Raw genomic sequence first — 18,860 nt, 5'->3', positions numbered from 1 at the left:
GAAAACATGCTGACCGTCAACGCCTACGCCGCCCCCTCCGCCACCGAGCCGCTCGTCCCCACCACGATCGAGCGCCGCGACGTTGGAGCGCACGACGTGCTCATCGAGATCGCCTACGCGGGCATCTGCCACTCCGACATCCACACCGTCCGCGGCGAATGGGGCCCCGTCCAGTACCCCCTCACCGTCGGCCACGAGATCGTCGGCGTCGTCGCCGAGGTCGGCTCCGAGGTGTCCAAGCACAAGGTCGGCGACCGCGTCGGCGTCGGCTGCATGGTCAACTCCTGCCGCGAGTGCGAGAACTGCCTCGCCGGCGAGGAGCAGTACTGCCTGAAGGGCAACACCGGCACCTACGCCTCCGTCGACCGCGACGGCACCGTCACCCAGGGCGGCTACTCCACGCACGTCGTGGTCGTCGAGGACTTCGTGCTCCGCGTCCCGGAGTCGATCCCCTACGAGGCCGCCGCGCCGCTGCTCTGCGCCGGCATCACCACCTACTCGCCGCTCTCGCACTGGGAGGCGGGCCCCGGCAAGCGGGTCGCCGTCGTCGGTCTCGGCGGGCTCGGCCACATGGCCGTCAAGTTCGCGCACGCGATGGGCGCCGAGGTCACCGTGCTCTCGCAGTCGCTGAGCAAGAAGGAGGACGGCCTCCGTCTGGGCGCCGACCACTACTACGCGACGAAGGACGAGGAGACGTTCTCCACGCTCAAGAACACCTTCGACATCATCATCAACACGGTCAGCGCGCCGCTCGACCTGGACGCCTACCTCGGCCTCCTGCGCCGCAACGGCACGATGGTGAACGTCGGCGCTCCGGCCGAGGCGCTGCCGCTGCACGTCTTCACCCTGTTCGCCGCGCGCCGCTCCTTCGCGGGCTCGGGCATCGGCGGCATCCGCGAGACCCAGGAGATGCTCGACTTCTGCGCGGAGAAGGGCATCGCGAGCGAGGTCGAGGTCGTCTCGGCGTCGCAGATCAACGAGGCCTACGAGCGCGTGCTCGCCTCGGACGTGCGGTACCGCTTCGTCATCGACATCGCGACGCTCACGGAGTAGCGGTGCCACCGGCCGCGGGGTCGGCTACGGTCGTTCGCATGAGCGAGCGCAGCCACCCCGCGGTCGACCGTGTCCTGGCGGATCTCGAAGTGCACGGGGTGCGGCCGCCGGTCCGCTGGCTCGACGAGGCGGCGTCGACGGCGGCGCTCGCCGCGGCCGCCCTCGGCATCGAGGTCGGCCAGATCGCGAACTCGCTGGTCTTCCTTCTGGACGGGTCGCCGCTGCTGGTCCTCACCAGCGGCGCGCACCGCGTGGACACCGACTGGCTGGGCGCCGAGCTGGGCGGGGAGATCACCCGCGCCTCGGCCGCGGTCGTCAAGGCTGCGACGGGCCAGACCATCGGCGGCGTCGCGCCGGTCGGTCACCCAACCCCGCTGCCCACCGTGGTCGACTCCGCCCTGGCCGAGTTCGACACCGTCTGGGCGGCCGCCGGCCACGCCCACACCGTCTACCCGACCAGCGCCGCGGAGCTCGTCCGCGTCACCGGAGGCGCTCTGCGCTCGGTCGTCCCGCCGGCGCCGGCCCAGTAGGCCGCTGTTCGAGCAGCCCGCCCCTCATGCTGTTCGGGCAGCCCGCTCCGCGGGCGTATCGAGCGGCGAAGAAAGGACGCGCCGCGCCCCCTCTCATGCTGGTCGAGTAGCCCCGCAGGGGCGTATCGAGACCCACCGCCCTCGACAGGGCGGGTCTGCAGACTCGCGTTCTGACGGTGGTGGATCTCGATACGCCCGCTCCGCGGGCTACTCGATCAGCATGGTTCGCCCATGCCTACCGGTGATCTCTCCTAGGAGATCGGAGGGTCAGCGGACGCGGCCCGCGCCGTCGGCCGCGGTCACGAGGAACAGCTCGGGGGTGCGGAAGCCCTTGTCGGCGAAGGCGGCGAGGACCGCCGCGCGGACCTCCTCCTCCTTCTCGACGGGGGTGAGCGCGATGGCGGAGCCGCCGAAGCCGCCGCCCGTCATCCGCGCACCGATCGCGCCGGCGCCGCGGGAGGCCTCGACGGCGGTGTCGAGCTCCGGGATCGAGATCTCGAAGTCGTCGCGGAGCGAGACGTGGCCGGCGTCGAGGAGCTCGCCGATCGCGCGCGGCCCCTGCTCGCGGAGGGTGCGGACGGTGGTGAGGACGCGGGCGTCCTCGGTCACCACGTGCTTCACCCGGCGGTAGGTCACGTCGTCGAGGAGCTCCTCGGCGCCCGGCAGGTCGTCCACCGACAGCTCGCGCAGCGACTCGACGCCCAGCGTCGAGGCACCGAGCTCGCAGGACGCACGACGCTCGGCGTAGCCGCCGGTAGCGTGCGCGTGCTCGACCCGGGTGTCGATGACGAGGAGCACCAGCCCGGCCTCCTCGAAGCCGAGCGGCACGACCTCGGTGTCCAGGCTCCGGCAGTCGAGGAAGACGGCCGCGTCGCGCTCGCCGAACAGCGAGGCGGACTCGTCCATGATCCCGGTCGGCGCGCCGACGGCCACGTTCTCGGCGCGACGGCCCACGCGGGCGAGCGTCGCCCGGTCGAGCCCGAGCTCCCAGAGCTCGTTCAGCGCCACGGCCATCGCGCACATCAGCGCGGCCGAGCTGGAGAGCCCCGCGCCGACCGGCACGTCCGAATCGACGAACGCGTCGAAGCCCGAGCGCGCGCTGAGGTCGACGCCGTACTCGGTGAGCGCCCAGACGACACCGAGCGGGTAGGCCGACCAGCCGTCGAGCGCGTCCGGCCCGAGGTCGTCCAGCGAGATCTCGACGTGCTCGGGGGAGAAGGCGCTCGAGATCCGGACGACCCGGTCCTCCCTCGGCGCGACGGCCATCGCGGTGGCGCGGTCGATGGCGAACGGGAAGACGAAGCCGTCGTTGTAGTCGGTGTGCTCGCCGATCAGGTTGACCCGGCCGGGGCCGGCCCAGACGCCGACGGCCGGGTGGCCGTAGGCGCGCTCGAAGTCCTGCGCGGCGCGCTCGGCGACGGCGTCGAGGGAGGCGGAGGTGGTCATCGGGTCTCCTCGGGGGTGGTGTCGGCGGCGGGGAGCGACGCGTCGGGGTTCGCGGCCGTCTCGGCGGCCAGGGTGGCGGCGTCGGCGCGCTCGATCGCCTCGCGCAGGGCGGCGGCGCTCGTCTCGGGGGCGATGTCGCCGATCCAGGCGCCCATCGCCGCCTCACTGCCCGCCAGGTACTTGAGCTTGGTGGCGGCGCGGCGCGGCGACGTGATCTGCAGCATGAGCCGCACCTCGTCGCGCCGCTCGTGCACCGGCGCCTGATGCCAGGCGGAGATGTAGGGGGTGGGCGAGTCGTAGAACGCGTCGATCCCGCGCAGGAGCCGCTGGTAGACCACGGCGAGCTCGTCGCGCTCCTCGGGCGTCGTCTCGCTGATGTCGGCGACGTGGCGGTGCGGCAGCACGTGCACCTCGATGGGCCAGCGCGCGGCGAAGGGCACGAAGGCGGTCCAGTGCTCGCCGCGGACGAGCACGCGCTCGCCGGCCTGCTCGAAGGCGAGGATGTCGGCGAACATCCCGGGGCCGTAGGCGTCGAGCGACGCGAGCAGCCGCGTCGTCCGCGGGGTGACGTACGGGTAGGAGTAGATCTGGCCGTGCGGGTGGTGAAGGGTGACGCCGATCGCCTCTCCGCGGTTCTCGAACGGGAAGACCTGCTGCACCCCGGGCAGAGCCGACAGTGCGGCGACGCGGTCGGCCCACGCCTCCACGACGGTGCGGGCCCGCGAGGCGGAGAGGGTCGCGAACGAGCCCTCGTGCTCGGGGCTGAAGCAGACGACCTCGCAGCGGCCGACGCTCGTCAGGGTCCGGCCGAGGCCGAGCGTGCGGAGGTCCTCGAGGGACGCGGGCGCGTCCTCGTCCTCGAGCAGCGGTCCGAAGGACGGCGAGCGGTTCTCGAAGACGGCGACGTCGTAGACGCTCGGCACCTCCGACGGGTTCGTCGGCGAGGCGGGAGCGAGCGGGTCGAGCTCGGCCGGCGGGAGGAAGACGCGGTTCTGCCGGGAGGCGGCGATCGACACCCACTCCCCGGTGAGGACGTCCTGGCGCATGCGCGCGGTCGCGGGGCGGGGATCGAGCTCGCGGGCGTCCGCCGAGCGCTCGGGAGGGAGGGACGTGTCCGCGTCATCGAAGTAGATGAGGTCGCGGCCGTCGGCGAGGACGTGCGGGCGCTTGACGACGCCGGCGGAGAGGGGGATCGCTTCGTTCATGGCACCGCCCACGATAGACCGCGACCTTCGGAAAGGAAAGCGCGGTTTCTCTTTGACAAGTCGATGGCGCGAAGGACACGATGGAGCGATGAGGACGGACGGGGAGCAGGAGAGCCGCTCGGCGCTCGAGCGCCGCTTCGAGATGCGGCTGCTCGCCGAGAAGCAGGGCTTCGTCTCCGTCGCGGACCTCTCCGACCGCCTCGGCGTCTCCGTCGTCACCGTCCGCTCCGACCTCGATCGGCTCGCGGGCGAGGGGACCGTCCAGCGCGTCCGCGGGGGAGCCGTGCCGACCGGCGAGCGCTCGGGGGAGCGCTCGTTCGAGGAGGGCCTCGCCGCCGCCTCCGACGAGAAGGCCGCGATCGGCCGCGAGGCCGCCGCCTCGGTCGTCTCCGGCGAGAGCGTGATCCTCGACGTCGGCACCACGACGCTCGCGATCGCCCACGCGCTCGTGGCCCGCGACGACCTCCGCGACGTCACCGTCGTCACCAACGGCCTCAGCGTCGCCCTCGCGCTCGAGCCCGCCATCCCGCGCTTCACCGTCGTCGTCACCGGCGGCACCCTGCGCCCGCTGCAGCACTCCCTCGTCGAGCCGCTCGCCTCCGAGGTGCTCGAGCGGATCCGCGCCGACGTCGTCTTCGTCGGCTGCACGGGCGTCCATCCCGAGGCGGGCGTGACCAACGTGAACCTGCCCGAGGCGACGCTCAAGCGCCGCATGCTGCACGCGGCCACCCGCCGCGTCGCGGTCGCCGACTCGAGCAAGCTCGGCGTCGTCGACCTCGGCCGGGTCGCCGGCACCGAGGAGTTCGACCGCCTGCTCACCGGCGCGGCCGCGGGCGACGCCGTCGTGGGGCGGCTCGAGGCGGCGGGCCTCGCCGTCACCCGCTGCGGCACGCTCCGGCCCGGTCCGCAGGCCGACGGCGGTGCCGGTCCGTAGGATTCAGGGATGGCCGACTTCACTCCCGCCCCCGCAACCGGGCGCCAGTTCGCCCTCGACCTCACCGCCGAGGGACGCACCCTGCACGCCGTCGTCACGGAGGTGGCCGCAGGGCTGCGCCACCTCTCCGTCGACGGCGTCGAGATCACCGCCGGATACCCCGAGACCGTCGTCCCGCCGTTCGGCTCGGGCATCGTCCTGATGCCCTGGCCCAACCGCGTGAAGGACGGCCGCTGGCACCACGCCGGCCGCACCCAGCAGCTCGACATCACCGAGCCCAAGTACCACAACGCGATCCACGGCCTGCTGCGCAGCGCCTCCTACCGCGTCGTCGAGCAGGGCCCGTCCTTCGTCGAGCTCGCCGCGCCCGTCGTCCCGCAGGCCGGCTACCCGTTCCACCTCGAGACCACGGTCCGCTACGAGCTGCAGGCCGACGGCCTGAAGGTCGTGCACCGCGTCGTCAACGTCGGAGCCGACGAGGCACCCGTCGCGATCGGCACGCACCCGTTCCTCGCGATCGGCGACGTCCCGACCGACGAGCTCGAGATCACGGTCGACGCGGCCCTGCACATCGAGGTCGACGAGCGGCTCAACCCCACCGGTCAGAGCCCGGTCGACGGCACCGAGTGGGACCTCCGCCGCGGCCGCCGGATCGGCGAGCTCGAGCTCGACGACGCCTGGGCCGACGTCACGATCGTCGACGGCGAGAGCGTCCACGGCCTCCGCGCCGACGACGGCCGACGCGTGCTGCTCTGGGCCGACGCCTCGCACAACTTCATCCAGGTCTTCATCACCCGGATCTTCCCTGACGGCGACGACGTCAAGACCGCCATCGCGGTCGAGCCGATGACCGCGCCCGCCGAGGCGCTCAACTCCGGTCAGGGCCTGCGCTGGCTCGAGCCGGGCGAGGAGTGGAGCGTCGCCTGGGGCATCCGCCACGAGGGCTTCCCCGCCTCGTCATGACGACGAGCAGCACGAGCGCCGTCAGCACCTCCGCCGGCGGCACCTCCGCCGGGCGCGACGACGAGGCGAAGCGCGCCGCCCTCGTCGCGATGAAGCGGCTCGCCACCGGGCTGCTGGTGCTGATGGCGATCGTGTTCGCCGTGTCCTTCGCCCTCCAGGACCGCTACCCCTGGCTCCAGTGGGTGCGCGCGGCGAGCGAGGGCGGCATGGTCGGCGCGCTCGCGGACTGGTTCGCGGTGACGGCGCTCTTCCGGCGGCCGCTCGGGCTGCCGATCCCGCACACGGCGATCATCCCGACCAAGAAGGACGAGATCGGCGCGAGCCTCGCGCAGTTCGTCGAGGAGAACTTCCTCCGCGGCGCGATCGTCCGCGAGAAGCTCGATTCCTTCGGCATCGCCCGCCGTGCCGGGCTCTGGCTCGCCGAGCCCGAGAACGCGCACCGCGTGGGCGGCGAGAGCGCGGCGGCGGTCCGCTCCGCGATCGCGCTGCTCGACGACTCCGACGTGCAGCGCGTGATCGAGGCGCTCGCCCGGCGCCACCTGCTCGACCCGCAGTGGGGCCCGCCGCTGGGCTCGCTCGTCGGCAGCGTCGTCGAGGCGGGGCACCACCGCCGACTCGTGGACACGCTGGTCGAGCAGGCCGAGGCCTGGCTGATCGCGAATCCCGAGAGCTTCACGAGGATGGTCAGCGGCCGGCTCCCGAGCTGGCTGCCCTCCGCGGTCAGCCGGGCGGTCGACGAGCGGCTCTACCGCGAGGCGCTCGTCCTCGTCGAGACGATCCGCGACGACCAGGGGCACCCGTTCCGGATCGCGGTGGACGGCTACCTCGCGACGCTCGCGAAGGACCTCGGCAGCGACCCCGACCTGATCATGCGCGTCGAGGAGATCAAGAACCGCGCCTTCGACAGCCCCCGGGTGCGCGAGCTGGCCGGGGACGCCTGGGAGTCGACGAAGTCGTCGCTGCTCGGCGCGATGGACGACCCCGAGAGCCCGCTGCGCGCGAGCATCGAGTCGATCGTCGTCGACCTCGGCCGCCGGCTCTCGACCGATCAGGCGCTCGCCTCGACCGTCGACACCTGGATCGGCACCGTCGCGGCGAACCTCGTCGACCGCTACCGGGGCGACATCGCCAGCATCATCGGCGAGACGATCGGCCGCTGGGACCCGCAGGAGACCTCCGAGAAGCTCGAGCTGCAGGTCGGCAAGGACCTGCAGTTCATCCGGATCAACGGCACCGTCGTCGGCTCGCTGGCCGGCCTGGTGATCTTCACCGTCGCCCACGCTCTCCTCGGCTCCTGACGCGGGACGCCGGCCGCATCCTGCGCGCGACCGGAACGGGTCGCCCGGGCCCGCTCCGCAAGCCCTCGCCGGTGTCGGTGGTCGGGCGTACGGTCGCAGCATGAGCGACGACATCCCCAACACCACCGATCCCGACGTCAAGACCGAGGGCGACGTCCTCGGCGCCCGTGCCGATGACGGCAGCGACACCAGCGCCAGCAAGGACCCGTCCGACTGGGTCACCGGCGACGAGCCGATGACCGGCCCGCAGCGCAGCTACCTCGACACCCTCGCCCGCGAGGCCGGCGAGACCCTCCCCGCCGACATCACGAAGGCGGAGGCGTCCGAGCACATCGATCGCCTGCAGTCCGCGACCGGCCGCGGCGACGGCAGCAAGTAGCCTCCCGCCCCACTCGCACCCGGGCGCACGACGGCTGAGCATTGCTGCCGTCGTGCGCCCCCGTGTCGGGGCCGTCAGGACGCGCCGACCCTCTCTAGGGTCACGGGCATGGCGATGTCCCGGACCACGCAGACGGCTCTCGATCTCATCGACGCGGTACGGATCCCGGAGGGGATCGACCCGCGTCTCGCCCGCCAGGTCTCGCTCTCGCTGAGGCTCCTCCTCGAATCCGACAGCTTCGGTCCGAGCGACCGGACGCTGCGCCGCCGCTCCCGCAGGCTGCGCGCCGGTCGACTGGTCTGACGGCCCTGGCAGGAGCGCCTGCGTGACCTCGCAGGGGGCAGACAGCGCGCGCGCAGCGGTCTAGAATTCGGGTCATCCGGTCCGCCGGACGCCCGCGGGGCCGAGCACGGGGACGACGTCGTTCCACGAGCCGGGCCCGCCGTCCGCTCGCACGACGAGCGACCGCTCCCTGCCGACGCTCAGCGCCGACGCCGTCTCAATGAGGAGACCGTCATGCCGTCCTTCCGCTCCACCCTGCTCGCCCTCGCCGCCTCCGTCGCCCTCGTGGGCGCCGCCGCCACCCCCGCCCTCGCCGATCACAACGCCGGGGCCAACCTCGACGGCTACGCCTCGACCGACATCTCGTCGAACGGCTCCTGCTACTACGGCGCCCTGCTGCCCGCCGCGCCCGGCTACAGCCTCCAGACGAAGGACTACCGCTTCGTCCGGTCCGGGACGTCGCTGACGCTCGTCTGCGTCTTCACCGGCATCCCCGCCTTCGTGCCCGCCGACGACACGGTCACCGGTGACGACTACACGGCGCCGACGCGGCTCACCCGGTACGTCTCCCTCGGCTCGTGCCTCCCGCCCGGCGTCGACTCCGCCTCCGAGCTCTACCCGGACTACGAGCGCGAGGTGCCGAGGGTCGACGCGGTCACCTACTCCTACCGCTCGACCACCACGATGGTCTGCCACTGGCGCGTCGACCCCACGCGCTGACCCGCAGGGGCGGCCGGCGGTGTCCCCTTCCGCCGGTCGCCCCGCCCCCGCGGCCGCCGCTGCTGATCGCTCAGCCGCCATCGCAGGGCGAGGAGGAGACCGAGGTTCAGAGGGAGGTGGGTCTCGATACGCCCCTGTGGGGCTACTCGACCCGCAAGATCTGCGGTCTGTCTTCCAGTCGACCCGACTCTCGAGCAGCCCCTCCCCGCCACCGATCCCTGTTGGTCGAGTAGCCGCCGCCGACGACGTACCGAGACCCCCCGCCGATCGAGCAGCTCCACCAGGCGCCCCGCCACCACCCCGCCCCGACAGGACACACCCGATGACCCACCGCCTCCAGCCCCACCAGAGCACGACCGTCCGCCTGGTCCGCTGGTTCCGCACCGTGGACGGCTGGCAGTCCGAGATCGTCCGCGGCCGCCTCCTCGAGCACCACGACGGCGTCTGGCGCCTGGTCTCGTTCGAGGACGGCGAGGAGCGCGAGTACCCCGACGCCGCCTGGTCCCTCTGCCACGAGTGATCTCGGCCGACGTCGGGAGGGGTGTCGAGCGCTGCTGCTCCGCCATGTCCACCGGCGCGCGTCACGCGGCGGTCGTGCTCGGGGGGCGGCGGGAGGAGTGGGCCCCGTCGGGCTCGAACCGACGACCCGCGGATTTGAAGCGAGCCACTATCGCTCGTTAGTTCGGGCTAGCGCAGTGGTGCGTTTGGGCCGGTCAGCAGTCATATTGACGATTGCCTACTATCATCGGCTTTCCGCGTATGTTCGGAATATGTTCGGAGCGAGGCCTCAAGGAGGGTGCGGTTCACACCCCCCCCGTCGAAGCTACGCGCCGAGTGCGTGCCCTCCCGATGCCCTAAGCACTGCTGAGGGCGTCGGTACTGCCGACACCCCAGGGGTACGCACTTCTGCGTACCCTTCGCGGATGGGGGTGGGCTTCAAGTCCCCATCTTCCGGTCGGGTATGGGTTCGAGCCACCCCCTCAATGCGGCGGTGATCCGCCACCCCACCGGGGCAACGGGTCAGGGGGTGGTGATCCGCCACCCCCCTCGCGATGCTGTCGGCAGCACCGACGCCATCAGGGGTCCCCACAATCTGCGGACCCTTCGAGGGTGTGCAGAGTTCGCACCCCCCTCACGAGATCTCGGTCGGATGTAGACCTCGTGCGACCTCATTGCTGTTCTTCGGGGTGAGAGGAGCGCCACCTTCTCGTTGCCTACGAGATGGTCATGCCGGCGGCGAGAAGATCAGCTCCGCTTCTCGTAGTCGATCTCTTGGCCCGCGAGATCCTGTTCGAGTCCCGAACGAGGTCTGCGCGATCAAAGCAGCCCGATGAGGAGCCGAGCCAACATCGCGATGAGAACGCGATGGTCACGTGTGCAACGCGAAGATCGTTCTGCGCCTCTCTTACGCGTCGAGCTCGTCAGGCGGCCTGTTGGTCGCGGCGGCGGTACGGACGCGGCAGGGCTTCGACGGCGGGCTGTCCAGCCCATCCGGCAGCCTTCGCCCTTCGCTCTGCGGTCTCCTGCAGCCGCTTCGCGTATCGGGCACGCTCGCGGGCAGCGTTCGCACCCCTGCACGGCTCGCATCGACAGCCCCGCCCGTACTGGCTGCAGGTCCCGTGCTCGAGCGACGCGGCCGACCGCGGCCGGGTCACGTCGGTCGCGAGCTTGCCGACGAACGCCGCCTGCAGATCATCGAGCCAGATGTGTCGGAAGCCGGCGTGTTCGTGACTCGGCATCCCGGCCTCGAGCCACCGGTGGATGGTGCGGCGGGAGCGGTGCATGCGCTTCGCCGCGTCCGGAATGGTCAGTCTTTCTCGTCGCTCCACAGCAGCAGATTAATCCGAGTCGGGGACAAGTGCCGTAGAGCTATCTGCTCGGCGCTTCGTACAGCGCTGAGACCTGCTCCATCGCGGTTCGCAGGCGTGTCATCGATGGCCCGGACTTGTAGCTGCGCGTCATCCGGTTGTTTGAGTGGCCGAGCATCTCGACGATGGCATCTTCAGGCACGCCTGCCTCGTAGAGCATGTCGACCGCAGCGTGGCGTAGGTCGTGCAGCCGGACAGCTGAGGTGATGCCGAGCTCCTTGCGGAGGGTCTTCCACCGGTTGCTCATCCAGTCGGGATCGATGGGGTTACCGACGGCGTTGACGAAGACGAGGCCGTTTCGCGGGATCGGGTTCCGTCGGATGTGCGTCAGAAGGATCGCTCGGAGCGGTTCGACGAGCGGGACGAAGCGAACGCCGGCAACCGACTTCGGGCGAGTGAGGTAGAGGGAGCCGTAGACGTGCCGCCGCTCGAATGATGCGGGCAGGTCGATGTGCCGGCCGGGGCAGTCCGTTGCGCGGCGACCGGCGGAGCAGGGATCTCCGGAGCATCCGTGGACCCAGGGGAAGCGCTGCAGCTGCCAGGACAGCTCGAGCACTTCCCCGACTCTGCTGAGTTCGAGGCCGAGCACTTCCCCGCGGCGTGCGCCTGTCAGCAAGGAGGTGGCCCAGAGCGCTCCATCTGGCCGGGAGCTGAGCTCGTGGAACACACGGACGGCGTCTGACGTGGACAGTGCGGAGAGCGACGCCGGCGCCTTAAGTGGGGGGCGCATGCGCTCAGCCGGATTGCGCTCGAGCATTTCCTCCCGGACAGCGTCACCAAAGCAGACCGCGAGCACGCGATGAGTGTGCAGGGCGCTGCTCGACGAGAGCCCGCGCGCGAGCATGGTGGTCTCCACCTGCCGAAGATGTGCAGGTCCGACCGCCGTCAGGGGGACGGACCCGATGACGGGGTTCACGTGGAGCCGGATGGCGCTCTCGTACGCCGTGTACGTCATCGGTTTGATGCGGCGGCTGGCGATCAGCTCGAGCCAGTGCGCGGACCACGTTGACACCGTCCACGGGAGATCCTTCGCCGCGACCGCCTCTCGCGCTGCAGCCAGCTTCCGGGCAAGACGGTCGGCGGCGACCTGCTCGGACATGACGCGCAGGGCCTCACGTGCAACCGCCTCATCCTTGCTGCGCACGGTCTTACGACGTCGCTTGCCGTCGACCTTCGGCAGGTCGACCGTCGCGCTCCACAGCCCACTGGTGCGCGCGAAGTGCAGAGAGCCGTACAGGCGCGACCCAGAAGGTTCGACGGGCTCGCTCTCGGTCACTTCACGAGCATGCACCACCACCGACCCATGGACGGAGGCTGCCTTTCGGAACCGATAGATCTTCTGTCCGTGGGGAGAGAAATTGCCCGATGAAGACGCGATCAGTGTCGGCGTTTCCGTGCGAGGAACGCTTCAGCTGCGTCTCGCAGCGTGTCGCCGCCCCCGACGACCCACTCACCTCGGGTGACGCAGACGTAGGTGTCGCGGCCCTGGTAGGTGACGAGCCTGATCCAGCCGAGGTCCTCCCGCTTGTCCGCCATCCGCCACTCGCGCGGGACCACGGACCTCGAGACCATCGACAGCGGGGTCCAGTGGTGCGACATGCGCCGATCGTGGCGGCGACCACCGACAACGGCGTGGCTACGATCGTCCGAGTGAGCACGAAGAGCGCGCGCGTAGAGGCGTTGACCCTCGCGGCTGGCGACCTCGTCGTCTCAATCGCAGTGCTGTTCCTGGTGCGGTCGATCCTGACCCTGCACCCGGTCGACGGGTATGGCGCCGGCATCCTGTTTGTGATCGGTTTGGGCCTGCTCCACGACAGAGCGACGGATCACATCGATCTCGGCGAAGGTCGTCCCGGGAGCCAGCCGAACTAACGCGCGCCAAGCGAGCGACATTCAGTCGCAGCGCTTCCACTTCTGAACGGTGTTGGTGGAGATCTCTGCGGCGGCTGCAAGTTCGCGGATTGAGGCGCCTTCCTTGTGTAGGTCGCGGACGACGTCGCGGAGCTCGGCTTGGGCGTTGTCGAGGGCGGCCTGTGCGGCTCTGAGGCGCGTTGTTTGCTCGTCGGTGAGCATCTGCTTGACCCGGGGCACTCTGCAACTGTAGCTAGCTACTGGCGCCTCGCGCTCGTGCCGATTACGTCGATGGCAGGCAGGCTCTCGGGCCCACGGGAGTCACTTCGAAGCTAGCCGCCGCCGGAATCAGTAGAATGCCGACCATGGCCAAGCGCCTGCGCACCCTCTTGCGGTACGGAGTAGTGAGCGGCGGGCAGACGCCATGCGCTTGAAGGCGATCAGTGATCGCTCGGCCAAGGATGGGCTTCAAGCCACATCTCGGCATTGTGGCCAACTCGGCAGATTTCAAGAAAGAGATCCCTGATCGGGACCGAGTCATCGAGGAGGCTTAAATCTCCGCTGTAAGGGTCATAGCTCCGAAGATTTACCCGCGTGGAGTTCTCGATCACTATGGCGTTCAAGCGCCCGATGTAGCTGTCAATCACTGCATTCGGCGGGTCGATCATCACCGAATCAAGACGCTCGTCGAAGTGCTCGATGGAGTTCCTGACCCTCCGCGTCTCGAGCAGGCTGCCGTTGCCCACCTGAGCGAGAGTTCGCAGGGTCTTTGAACGTGCCTTCACAAAGAGTCTGCGTTCGGCTACAGCGTCGGGATCGATGGTCGGCCAAAATAGCTTGGAAATTTGCGCAGCCGCAGTCAGCATGTTCTGCAAGCTTTGGTAGATGCGAAGGCTCTCGTCTGAGTCGTGGGGGCCGTCCGGCGTCAGCGCCAGTCGGAGTGCCGAGTTGTAGTCGTGACTCGCGAGGTCCGCGAACCGGTACTGGCGAACAAGCTCCCTGACATACGGGGTGATCACACGTGTCTGCATCACCGAACGCTACTGAGAGCAGGCCACAACAGCAAGAGCGCCCTCGCCTCCTCGAAGTTCCGGGGAGGCGAGGGCGCTGCTCGCACGAGGCAGGATTCAAACCTGCGGAGCGCCCGTTTCATGACACCTGGCGTTCGTTCTGTAGTTTCAGCCGCCGCCGGTTTGGCCTGCACCGGCAATCGTCGCGCGAGGTTCTGCTAGTAATAGCTGTAGCGGGCTGGCAGGCCCGTCTTTCTGTTTTCCGACCGTTGGGGCTGGTCATGACCAAGCATAGTGGACGTGAGTGTGTTTTTTGTGGCGTTAGCTCAGTTCTCACGAAGGAGCACGTCTTTCGGAGAAAGCTTCGTGAGTACGTCGATGAGCCACTAGGTGTCGCGCACCTTCAAGATTTCATTGGCGACAGGACTCGGTCCAACTCTTCGTTGATTTTCGAGAATCAAGTTCGTCGAACGTGTGGTCCCTGCAATAACGGCTGGATGAACGATCTTGAAAATCAAGTCGAGCCGTTTCTTGGGCCAATGATCGGGGGCGCTCGTGGTCGCCTAAATCCCCGCGACCAGGTAGATCTGGCCAAGTGGGCGGCAAAAACTGCCATCATCCGCTCCTACTTAGACATCGACCGCAGTATTGAGCGCTCAACGGAACTGTCACTTAAGGCGACCCCTCGATTGGATGAGAAGTGGACTGTACGGATCGGCAAGTCGTACACCCCGACAGTCGTAGACCGAACCCAGCACAGCTCCATGTTCTTCGGAGTTCGTTCAGACAAGAGTCGAGAGCCAAACATCTTCATCCAGCAACACACAATGGCGATCGGACAGGTTTTCCTTGTCACGGTTTGCGTCTCGGGAGAGAGCAGGTTCACTCATCTCGTGAGGCAATTCGTGAACAATTTGATTGCCGGCGCCGCCCCTCAGCTGAAGATGCTCGGTCAGCGCTTTCCAATCGTATGGCCGAGTCAAACCGAGGTCACCGATGCCGATATAGGAAGCATCCTTGCGCTCGGTGAGAATATGCAAGCACTCGTGAACCAGGCGGCGAGCGCCATTTCCGGAGCGAGGTTGAGGCGCGAAACCTAGCGTGCAATCGCCCGTCAACGCCCTCGGTGGGTCCTCCTGGGGAGGACCCACCCCGATCTCGGGTTCAGACGAGGCCGCGGAGGCGCGCGGTCTGCCAATCGGCCGCGGCCTGCCCGATCTCTCGCTCGGACTGCCGGGGCTGCGGGTTGACGACGGTCGTCATGTTCGTGGTCGTCACGGTCGAGGAACCACCGCCGCGCCACCCGTCCGCTCCCGGCACGTAGGCGGGGCGCTCGCTCGCATAGGCCGCGGAGTAGGCCCGGGGGTCGTAGATGTCCCCGTCGCCCACGGTGCCGCCGTCCGCGTAGGAGCCCGCGATCATGTCGTAGAGATCCTGGGTGGATGCGCCGGCATTCACGGCCTTGAGAAGCGAGCGGTGCTCGGTCGCCTGGCCGCGCTTGTTGCTGACGACCTCCTCGCCGACAGACAGCGCGAACAGGCCCGCCGTGTCCGAAGACGCGGTGCCAGGGCCGAAGATCGTCCCGCCGTCCGCGTAGGCGTAGGACGGGAGGCCGGTGCTGCTGTAGCCACCCGAGCCGCTCACCGAGTCCACGGCCGACTGCAGCTCCCTGATCTTGCGCTCCGCGTTGGACGTGTCGACCTGGATCGAGGGGTTCTTCGACTCCACGATCAGGCCGTACTCGTCGATGATCTCCTGCACGGTCGACGTACCCTCAGCGAGCTTCCGAGAGATCTCGTCGGCTGTCTGCTGACCCAGCTGCTCGCCTGCGGCAGCGATGACGGGTGCCGAGTTCTCGAGCGCGCCCGCGATGGCGTAGCCCCCATCGACCCCGCCCTGCGACAGCTTCGACTCGAAGGAAGCGATCTGCTCGTCCGTTCCCGCGAACAGGGCGGCGACGATCGGCGCCCCCTCCTCACCCAGGCCGATCAGGTAGTCGAGCGTGCTCTTCGAGACGCGGCCCGACAGCGACACGAGGTTCGCCTCCCAGTTGGTCTGAGCGTCGATCTGTTCCTGCAGGCCCGCGAGGTACTCGTCGAGGTTGAACGACACCCCGTCGTAGTAGTCCTCCCAGGAGTCGCCCGCGTCCTCGGTGGCGTCGGCCGTCGAGGTCGCGTACTCCTTCTGCTTGGTAATCAGGTCGTCGACGGCACCGGTGATGGAGAAGAAGGACCCGTCGGCCTTCACGACCTCCTCGCGCCAGTCGTCGAGCGCCTTCTGCGCTTCCTCCGACATGGTCGCGACCTGCTCGATACCGGCCGAGAGGGTCTCGGTGGTGGTCGCGAGACCTCCGGAGCTTTCCTCTGCGCCGATCAGGGCGTCCGCGTACTGCGGGAACATGTCCTTGACCTGCTCCACGGAGTAACCCTGGTCGATCGCAGCCTGAGCGATTCGGTCGAACTGCTCCGCGGCGGTATCCGCAGCGCCACCCTCGACGAGCGCCCTCAAGTTGGAGTCCAGGCCCTCGAACTGGTCTCGCGTCGCCTGAACGCCATCCTGGATCGGCCCACCGAACGCCTGGTTCACGCTCGACACGAAACGGTTGATGTTCGAGTTCATGTCGTCCCCGAGAACGACGTCGAGAGCGGAACCCAGGTCGCGCACTTCCGACGCGCCGTCGAGGTCGGAGAAGAGCGTGTTCAACCCTTCAAGAGACTTGGCGGCCTTGGCCGTCTCCTCCAAGCCCGCTGCACCCTCAAAACCCGCGGTGGCGATCGCAGACAACACGGTCGCAGCTGTCGTCACCGCGGCTATGGCCCCCAGACCCTTCGCGGCACCCGCCGCGAACTTGGCGGTCCTCGGCATCTCCTTGTTGAGAGTGACGAGGTTTCGGCGCATCTCGCCGACACGAACCGCTCCGACGAGAAGCGAGCCGCCGAGGAGCGCGAAGCCACCGACCGTGCCCGCGAGAGCGAGACCAGTCGAGAGGACCGGGGCCGGGATCTGGCCAATGCCGTCCGCCACGTCGGTGGCACGCTGAACCATCTCGCGCAGCACTTCGTTCGCGCCCGAGCCCGCCTGAATCAGGCCGGTATCGATGGCGCCCTGGAGGTACTCGACGTCGCCAGCCAAGTTGTCGAGCTTCGTGGCGGCAGTGATCGCCGCGTAGCCGCTGTCGTCGGTCTTGTCGATCCACTCCTGGATGCCGTCGGCGCCCTGCGTGTAGAGCACGCTCGCGGCGCGGACGGCGTCCGAGCCGAAGATGGTGGCGAGGGTGGAATCGCGCTCCGCATCGGTCTTGCCGATGAACGCCTGCTCGAGCTGACCCGCGATCTCGGTCATGCCGCGCATCTTGCCCTGCGCGTCGTAAACGGAGATGCCGTACTTCTCCATCAGGCCCTTGGACTTGTCCGTCGGGTTCTGCATCGCGAGGATCGCGGTCTTCAGGGAGGTGCCTGCGTCGGAGCCGAGGAGGCCCGCGGAGGCGAAAGCGGCGAGCGTGCCGGTCGTCTCCTCGATGGAGAAGCCAGCCTGCGAGGCGACGAGGCCGCCCTGGTTGAGGGCCTGAGAGAGGTCGTCGACCGACCCTTGGGCTTTGCCCGCGCCGGCCGCGAGGAGGTCCGCGATGTGCGGGACTTCCGCACCAGTCTTGTTGAAGATCGTCATCGCCGTAGCTGCGGTCGCAGCGGCGTCTGCGACTGCAAGCCCGCCCGCGGATGCGAGATCGAGAGCGCCGGACAGCGCGCCACCTGTGATGTCCGCGGTCGAGACGCCAGCCTTCGCGAGCTCGTCGATCGCGTTCGCCGCCTCAGTCGCCGAGAAGACGGTAGACGCGCCCGCTTCCAGAGCGGCGTCTCGCAGGTCGGCCATGCCGCTGGCGGACTCGTGCGTCGACGCCTGCACCTCGGACATCGACTTGTCGAACTCGACGAATTTCGCGATCGCCACGCCGACGCCCGCGAGGACGACGCCGCCCATGATGGCCGCCTGTCCACCGACGTCGGTCATCGCCTGACGCTGACGTTCGAGAGCCGCCTCGGCGTCCTTCGACGAGTCGGTCGTCGCCTTCGCGGCCTTCTTCATTCCGTCGATGTACTGGCCCACCTGTGCCAGGAGGGTGATTTTCGTGACTCTTTCGACCATGAGGTCGTACCATTCCGGCCCACGGATTTTGGCTGCTATGAAAGTGCTCGCCGCTGCTAGCAGGGGCCGGCGAGCGTGCCCGGTCTAAGCGTCCGGCTGTTGCCGCTTCATCGGCGTGACGCGCTGGCGGAAAGCCGTGACGAAAGCCCGCCAGTTCGGGATTGCGACGATCTGTACATTGAAGTCGCTCACCTCTCGGAGGCAGTAGAACGCGAACAATGACGAGAGCCTCTCGCCGAGAGCGTTGAGGTAGTCGCCACCGCTCTTCGCGAAGATCCGCTCGACCTCCTCCTCGATCAGGGCGTCGTGCAGATGCGGCGCAGCCGACACAAGATGCCACAGCTCCGCGAGATCCCGCTCGTACTGGGCGCCGGAGAACATGGCCATGCGGCCGTCGCCGGAGTCGTAGAAGACCGTGTCGTGAGCGGGCTCGTTGATCATGTTGTCGGTCCTTCGAGTAGTTGAAGCGTGAGGGGTCGCAGCGATGTTGGTGCGCCCCTGAAGCGCTTGCCCGTGAGAGCGATGTAGCGGCCGGCGGAGTAGACCTCAATATTGCGTCCATCGCGGATCTTGCGGCCAGGACCTTCCTCGAGGAGACCGAAGATGTGCAGACCCTCTCCCGAGCGGCTCACCTCCACGAAAGTGCCGTGATTGGCGTCGAGGACGGCCTTAGCCCACGGCTCGAGAGTGTCGCCGTCGAGGCAGTGGTCCAGGTCGATGCAGCCCACCCCATCGCCGAGGACGTAGCCGACACCTTCGCCGGCCGTAGCGGCCCGAGCGCCTGCGAGCGATGTCCAAGTCGTCGAGTCCGTGGACGACGCTGGAGTTCCGGCCGTTGTTATCGGCCGCTTCGAGGGAAGAAACCGGACGAAACGAGCCCTCTCCGCCATCTCTCGGGGCAACTCGCCGGCCTTCCTGGCCTTCCGATGGGCGTAGACACGACATCTCGTGGAGCAGAAGCGGGCGCCCCTGCGAACAATGCGCATAGAAGTCGCGCAGTTGCCGCATCGAGGTCTATCCATGCTTCCATTCTAATGGTGTTACGGATAATCGTCTATATCTCGCGGATAGCTTGCAGAAGGTGAGTACCTCTTCTGCGTCTGCCTCAATGGGGCATTGCCGCCATCGAGAAGTCGTAAGTGGCGACTTTCGCCCGAGAGAAGAGCACTCAGCCGCCG

20 protein-coding genes are annotated in these 18,860 nt (G+C 68.6%); 11 read left to right on the top strand and 9 right to left on the bottom strand.

What is annotated here, in order from left to right; all coding sequences use genetic code 11:
- Positions 1–6: 6 nt before the first annotated feature.
- Positions 7–1,053: an NAD(P)-dependent alcohol dehydrogenase gene (locus EDF43_RS06325; protein ID WP_123445129.1), complete on the top strand. Its 1,047-nt coding sequence runs from the start codon at positions 7–9 to the stop codon at positions 1,051–1,053.
- A 38-nt stretch (positions 1,054–1,091) separates the two neighbouring features.
- Positions 1,092–1,583, top strand: a complete 492-nt coding sequence (locus tag EDF43_RS06320; RefSeq protein WP_132435996.1) for a YbaK/EbsC family protein — start codon at positions 1,092–1,094, stop codon at positions 1,581–1,583.
- A gap of 267 nt (positions 1,584–1,850) precedes the next feature.
- On the opposite strand, the gene galK is transcribed toward EDF43_RS06320, so the two are convergent.
- A complete protein-coding gene (gene galK, locus EDF43_RS06315; RefSeq protein WP_132435995.1) occupies positions 1,851–3,029 on the bottom strand; it encodes a galactokinase in 1,179 nt (392 codons plus the stop codon).
- A complete protein-coding gene (gene galT, locus EDF43_RS06310; RefSeq protein WP_132435994.1) occupies positions 3,026–4,234 on the bottom strand; it encodes a galactose-1-phosphate uridylyltransferase in 1,209 nt (402 codons plus the stop codon). The genes galK and galT overlap by 4 nt, the downstream gene beginning before the upstream one ends.
- Positions 4,235–4,322: 88 nt before the next feature.
- Between galT and EDF43_RS06305 the strand changes: the two genes are divergently transcribed.
- From EDF43_RS06305 to EDF43_RS06275, 7 genes are all read left to right on the top strand, one after another.
- Positions 4,323–5,168 (top strand): DeoR/GlpR family DNA-binding transcription regulator, encoded by an 846-nt coding sequence (locus EDF43_RS06305; protein WP_243582846.1) that lies wholly within the window; start codon positions 4,323–4,325, stop codon positions 5,166–5,168.
- Positions 5,169–5,177: 9 nt separating this feature from the next.
- Positions 5,178–6,131 carry an aldose 1-epimerase family protein gene (locus EDF43_RS06300; RefSeq protein ID WP_132435993.1) on the top strand — a complete coding sequence of 318 codons (954 nt, stop codon included), beginning with the start codon at positions 5,178–5,180 and terminating at the stop codon, positions 6,129–6,131.
- The gene (locus EDF43_RS06295; RefSeq protein ID WP_132435992.1) at positions 6,128–7,429 is read left to right on the top strand and encodes a DUF445 domain-containing protein; all 1,302 of its coding nucleotides are present in this window, start codon (positions 6,128–6,130) and stop codon (positions 7,427–7,429) included. The genes EDF43_RS06300 and EDF43_RS06295 overlap by 4 nt, the downstream gene beginning before the upstream one ends.
- Positions 7,430–7,529: 100 nt before the next feature.
- Positions 7,530–7,808, top strand: a complete 279-nt coding sequence (locus EDF43_RS06290; protein ID WP_123445134.1) for a DUF3072 domain-containing protein — start codon at positions 7,530–7,532, stop codon at positions 7,806–7,808.
- A gap of 108 nt (positions 7,809–7,916) precedes the next feature.
- On the top strand, positions 7,917–8,111 hold the full coding sequence (locus EDF43_RS06285; RefSeq protein ID WP_123445135.1) for a hypothetical protein: 195 nt from the start codon (positions 7,917–7,919) through the stop codon (positions 8,109–8,111).
- Between the two features lie 213 nt (positions 8,112–8,324).
- A complete protein-coding gene (locus EDF43_RS06280) occupies positions 8,325–8,810 on the top strand; it encodes a hypothetical protein (protein ID WP_123445136.1) in 486 nt (161 codons plus the stop codon).
- A gap of 322 nt (positions 8,811–9,132) precedes the next feature.
- Positions 9,133–9,330, top strand: a complete 198-nt coding sequence (locus EDF43_RS06275; protein WP_123735091.1) for a hypothetical protein — start codon at positions 9,133–9,135, stop codon at positions 9,328–9,330.
- Positions 9,331–10,679: 1,349 nt separating this feature from the next.
- Here EDF43_RS06275 and EDF43_RS06265 read toward each other — a convergent pair.
- Positions 10,680–11,954, bottom strand: a complete 1,275-nt coding sequence (locus EDF43_RS06265; protein WP_132435990.1) for a site-specific integrase — start codon at positions 11,952–11,954, stop codon at positions 10,680–10,682.
- 101 nt (positions 11,955–12,055) lie between these two features.
- Positions 12,056–12,277: a hypothetical protein gene (locus tag EDF43_RS06260; protein WP_132435989.1), complete on the bottom strand. Its 222-nt coding sequence runs from the start codon at positions 12,275–12,277 to the stop codon at positions 12,056–12,058.
- A 51-nt stretch (positions 12,278–12,328) separates the two neighbouring features.
- On the opposite strand from EDF43_RS06260, the gene EDF43_RS06255 reads away from it, so the two are divergent.
- Complete coding sequence (locus EDF43_RS06255) at positions 12,329–12,550, top strand: hypothetical protein (RefSeq protein ID WP_132435988.1); 222 nt, start codon at positions 12,329–12,331, stop codon at positions 12,548–12,550.
- 21 nt (positions 12,551–12,571) lie between these two features.
- Here the strand turns inward: EDF43_RS06255 and EDF43_RS06250 are convergent, their stop codons facing one another.
- Both EDF43_RS06250 and EDF43_RS06245 read right to left on the bottom strand, forming a co-directional pair.
- Positions 12,572–12,769: a hypothetical protein gene (locus EDF43_RS06250; protein WP_132435987.1), complete on the bottom strand. Its 198-nt coding sequence runs from the start codon at positions 12,767–12,769 to the stop codon at positions 12,572–12,574.
- A gap of 200 nt (positions 12,770–12,969) precedes the next feature.
- Positions 12,970–13,560: a hypothetical protein gene (locus tag EDF43_RS06245; RefSeq protein ID WP_132435986.1), complete on the bottom strand. Its 591-nt coding sequence runs from the start codon at positions 13,558–13,560 to the stop codon at positions 12,970–12,972.
- Positions 13,561–14,036: 476 nt separating this feature from the next.
- On the opposite strand from EDF43_RS06245, the gene EDF43_RS06240 reads away from it, so the two are divergent.
- On the top strand, positions 14,037–14,639 hold the full coding sequence (locus EDF43_RS06240; protein ID WP_132435985.1) for a hypothetical protein: 603 nt from the start codon (positions 14,037–14,039) through the stop codon (positions 14,637–14,639).
- A 64-nt stretch (positions 14,640–14,703) separates the two neighbouring features.
- Here the strand turns inward: EDF43_RS06240 and EDF43_RS06235 are convergent, their stop codons facing one another.
- The 3 genes from EDF43_RS06235 to EDF43_RS06225 form a co-directional block, all read right to left on the bottom strand.
- On the bottom strand, positions 14,704–17,643 hold the full coding sequence (locus tag EDF43_RS06235) for a phage tail tape measure protein (RefSeq protein WP_165909031.1): 2,940 nt from the start codon (positions 17,641–17,643) through the stop codon (positions 14,704–14,706).
- 123 nt (positions 17,644–17,766) lie between these two features.
- Positions 17,767–18,123: a hypothetical protein gene (locus EDF43_RS06230; protein ID WP_132435983.1), complete on the bottom strand. Its 357-nt coding sequence runs from the start codon at positions 18,121–18,123 to the stop codon at positions 17,767–17,769.
- The gene (locus tag EDF43_RS06225; protein WP_132435982.1) at positions 18,120–18,704 is read right to left on the bottom strand and encodes a DNA primase; all 585 of its coding nucleotides are present in this window, start codon (positions 18,702–18,704) and stop codon (positions 18,120–18,122) included. Before EDF43_RS06225 ends, EDF43_RS06230 begins: the two co-directional genes overlap by 4 nt.
- Between the last annotated feature and the right edge of the window lie 156 nt (positions 18,705–18,860).

It is taken from the genome of Rathayibacter sp. PhB179, from assembly GCF_004345345.1.
GTDB lineage: Bacteria > Actinomycetota > Actinomycetes > Actinomycetales > Microbacteriaceae > Rathayibacter > Rathayibacter festucae.
The sequence above is the reverse complement of the archived record's forward strand: the minus strand, read 5'-3'. Positions and strand labels throughout refer to the sequence as shown.

Bases quoted from the DNA above. Each gene is read 5' to 3' on its own strand.
- EDF43_RS06285 (WP_123445135.1), top strand. From the start codon at position 7,917: ATGGCGATGTCCCGGACCACGCAGACGGCTCTCGATCTCATCGACGCG.
- EDF43_RS06240 (WP_132435985.1), top strand. From the start codon at position 14,037: ATGAACGATCTTGAAAATCAAGTCGAGCCGTTTCTTGGGCCAATGATC.
- EDF43_RS06295 (WP_132435992.1), top strand. From the start codon at position 6,128: ATGACGACGAGCAGCACGAGCGCCGTCAGCACCTCCGCCGGCGGCACC.
- EDF43_RS06300 (WP_132435993.1), top strand. From the start codon at position 5,178: ATGGCCGACTTCACTCCCGCCCCCGCAACCGGGCGCCAGTTCGCCCTC.
- EDF43_RS06225 (WP_132435982.1), bottom strand. From the start codon at position 18,704: ATGGATAGACCTCGATGCGGCAACTGCGCGACTTCTATGCGCATTGTT.
- galK (WP_132435995.1), bottom strand. From the start codon at position 3,029: ATGACCACCTCCGCCTCCCTCGACGCCGTCGCCGAGCGCGCCGCGCAG.
- EDF43_RS06320 (WP_132435996.1), top strand. From the start codon at position 1,092: ATGAGCGAGCGCAGCCACCCCGCGGTCGACCGTGTCCTGGCGGATCTC.
- EDF43_RS06290 (WP_123445134.1), top strand. From the start codon at position 7,530: ATGAGCGACGACATCCCCAACACCACCGATCCCGACGTCAAGACCGAG.
- EDF43_RS06230 (WP_132435983.1), bottom strand. From the start codon at position 18,123: ATGATCAACGAGCCCGCTCACGACACGGTCTTCTACGACTCCGGCGAC.
- galT (WP_132435994.1), bottom strand. From the start codon at position 4,234: ATGAACGAAGCGATCCCCCTCTCCGCCGGCGTCGTCAAGCGCCCGCAC.
- EDF43_RS06325 (WP_123445129.1), top strand. From the start codon at position 7: ATGCTGACCGTCAACGCCTACGCCGCCCCCTCCGCCACCGAGCCGCTC.
- EDF43_RS06245 (WP_132435986.1), bottom strand. From the start codon at position 13,560: ATGCAGACACGTGTGATCACCCCGTATGTCAGGGAGCTTGTTCGCCAG.
- EDF43_RS06275 (WP_123735091.1), top strand. From the start codon at position 9,133: ATGACCCACCGCCTCCAGCCCCACCAGAGCACGACCGTCCGCCTGGTC.
- EDF43_RS06260 (WP_132435989.1), bottom strand. From the start codon at position 12,277: ATGTCGCACCACTGGACCCCGCTGTCGATGGTCTCGAGGTCCGTGGTC.
- EDF43_RS06280 (WP_123445136.1), top strand. From the start codon at position 8,325: ATGCCGTCCTTCCGCTCCACCCTGCTCGCCCTCGCCGCCTCCGTCGCC.
- EDF43_RS06305 (WP_243582846.1), top strand. From the start codon at position 4,323: ATGAGGACGGACGGGGAGCAGGAGAGCCGCTCGGCGCTCGAGCGCCGC.